The organism is Thermogemmatispora tikiterensis (assembly GCF_003268475.1).
Lineage (GTDB): Bacteria > Chloroflexota > Ktedonobacteria > Ktedonobacterales > Ktedonobacteraceae > Thermogemmatispora > Thermogemmatispora tikiterensis.
In genome coordinates this window covers 1-3,112 of the sequence record NZ_MCIF01000004.1, presented here as the reverse complement: position 1 = coordinate 3,112, position 3,112 = coordinate 1, and the positions used below count along the sequence as shown (strand labels likewise).

Below are 3,112 nucleotides of genomic sequence, written 5' to 3'. Positions count from 1 at the left end.
GCACAAGCGAGAAGCGTGCGCGGGGGATGCCTAGGCGCTGAAGGCCGAAGAAGGACGCGGCGAGCGGCGAAACGTTCAGGGGGAGCTGCTGGCAAGCGATGATCCCTGAGTCTCCGAATGGGGCAACCCCTCCGGCGTGATGGCCGGAGATCGGCGGTCGGTTGACGACCGCACGAGGGGCAGCGGGTGAACTGAAACATCTTAGTAGCCCGACGAAGAGAAATCAACCGAGATTCCCTCAGTAGTGGCGAGCGAACGGGGAAGAGCCTAAACCGGTCAGGGTCCGGCAACGGGTCCTGGGCGGGGTTGAAGGGCCAGCGCGGGGCGAGGCCCGGGCGGCAGGAGGCGGTACCCGAAGTGGCTGGAACGCCACACCAGAGTGGGTGAGAGTCCCGTAGGGGAAACCGCAGGCTGTCGGCTGGCGCTGGTGCCTGAGTACCACAGGGCACGAGGAACCCGGTGGGAAGCAGGGGGGACCACCCTCCAAGGCTAAAGACCTTCAGCGACCGATAGCGGACAGAGTACCGTGAGGGAAAGGTGAAAAGCACCCCGAGAGGGGGATGAAAGAGGACCTGAAACCGCGTACGCGAGAAGCAGTCAGAGGCCCATGCCGTGGCGAAGCCGGCCTGGCTTCCTGGGAGACTGGGGAGGCAGGTGAGAGGAGCCACGAGCGGGTTGATGGCGTGCCTTTTGTAGAATGATCCGGCGAGTGCATCGTCGTTGCCGCAGGTTAACCTCCCGAGAGAGGAGGGGAGCCGGAGGGAAACCGAGTCTGAAGTGGGCGCAGCCGCCAGGGGAACCTGGAGGCAGGTAGCGGCGATGGGACCCGAAACCGTGTGAGCTACCCATGGCCAGAGTGAAGCGGATGTGACAATCCGTCGAGGCTCGCACCCACTGGTGTTGCAAAACCAGGGGAGGAGCTGTGGGTAGGGGTGAAATGCCAAGCGAACACGGAGATAGCTGGTTCTCCCCGAAATGCATGGAGGTGCAGCCCGCCGCGGCAGCGCTGGGAGGTAGAGCGCTGTGTGGGTGCGGGGCCAGGAGCTGGTTACCAAGCTCATGCAAACTGCGAATGCCCAGCGCGGCGAGAGAGGGGCGGCGGAGTGAGTCTGGCGGGGATAACCTTGTCAGACGAGAGGGGAACAACCCAGACCACCGGCTAAGGTCTCCAAGGGGCTGCTGAGTGGGAAAGGAGGTCAGCTGGCCCAGACAGCCAGGATGTTGGCTTAGAAGCAGCCATCATTGAAAGAGTGCGTAATAGCTCACTGGTCGAGCGAGCTGGCGCCGACAACACCTGGAGGCTGAAGCAGCCGACCGAAGCCGTGGAGCCTCTCGGGAGAGAGAGGCTGGTAGGGGAGCGTTCCGTGAGCGGAGAAGCCAGACCGGAAGGACTGGTGGAGCGAGCGGAAGTGCGAATGCCGGAATGAGTAGCGTCACGGGTGGTGAGAATCCACCCCACCGAAAGCCTGAGGGTTCCTGGGCACCGTTGATCGACCCAGGGTGAGGCGGGACCTAAGCCGAGGACGGCAGGTCGTAGGCGATGGAGAGCAGGTGGAGATTCCTGCCCCAGAGGCCGTCGAGAAGAGCGAAGGGGGGACGCGGTAGGGGAGGTGAACCCATCGAGTGGACAGGATGGGCTGCCTGTAGGGAGCGAGGCGTCGAGGGAAAGCCCGAGGCCACGAGGCGTGACCGCAGGCACGAGCCTCCGCGAGGAGGCGACAAGTCACCGGCCCCCAGGCCGCCAAGAAAAGCCTCTAGCGAGACGAGCCTCTGCCCGTACCGCAAACCGACACTGGTAGGCAGGGAGGTAACCTCCCGAGGTGAACGAGTGAGCCTCTGTCAAGGAACTCGGCAACTTGGCCCCGTACCTTCGGAAGAAGGGGCGCCTTAGTAGCTGGGGCTGGCCGGAGGGGCGGCGCGAGAGCGCGGCTCGGAGCAGGCCAGCGCTGGTGAGGAGGCCGCAGGAATAGGCCCAGGCGACTGTTTACCAAAAACACAGGTCCCTGCGAACGCGGAAGCGGAGATATAGGGGCTGACTCCTGCCCAGTGCCGGAAGGTGAAGCTGGCAGGTGTGCGAAGCTTGCCAGGGAAGCCCCGGTGAACGGCGGCCGTAACTCTAACGGTCCTAAGGTAGCGAAATTCCTTGTCGGGTAAGTTCCGACCCGCACGAAAGGAGGAACGACCTGGGCGCTGTCTCGACAGAGGGCTCGGCGAAATTGCAGTACCCGTGAAGATGCGGGTTACCCACGACAGGACAAAAAGACCCCGTGGAGCTTGACTCTAGCCTGGCCTGGTGCCGAGGGCACACCTGCGGAGGATAGGTGGGAGCCGAAGAAGCCGCCCTTGCGGGGGCGGTGGAGGCGCCGGTGAAATACCACTCTGGTGTGTTGTCGGGACTCATGCTGAAGCGGTGGAGCCCGCCAGCAGACAGGGCTAGGTGGGGAGTTTGACTGGGGCGGTCGCCTCCTAAAGGGTAACGGAGGCGCCCAAAGGTTCCCTCAAGGTGGATGGACATCACCTGAGGCGTGTACAGGCAGAAGGGAGCTTGACTGCGAGGCCGACGAGCCGAGCAGAGACGAAAGTCGGGCTGAGTGATCCCACATGTCCGAGTGGAAGGCGTGTGGCGCAACGGACAAAAGCTACCCCGGGGATAACAGGCTGATCCTGCCCAAGAGTTCCCATCGACGGCAGGGTTTGGCACCTCGATGTCGGCTCGGCGCATCCTGGGGCTGGAGTAGGTCCCAAGGGTTGGGCTGTTCGCCCATGAAAGCGCCACGTGAGCTGGGTTCAGAACGTCGTGAGACAGTTCGGTCTCTATCCGTCGTGGGCGAGAGGAAGCGTGAGGGGAGTCCGCTCTAGTACGAGAGGACCGAGAGGGCTTGACCGCTGGTGAGCCGGTTGGCCTGCCCAGGCCAGAGCCGGGTAGCTACGTCAGGCGAGGAGAAGCGCTGAAAGCATCTAAGCGCGAAGCCGACCCCAAGAGCCGCTTCCCGCTCCAGGCTGGACCCCCAGCCGGAGATAAGGTCCCAGGAAGATCACCTGGTTGATAGACCGGAGGTGGACACCTGGTAACAGGTGCAGCTGACCGGCCCTAATGACCGAACGGCTTGTG

General features: G+C 63.6%; 1 rRNA gene. It reads left to right on the top strand.

The features are described from left to right. A 23S ribosomal RNA gene (locus A4R35_RS23745) occupies positions 1–3,112 on the top strand; the annotation flags it as partial.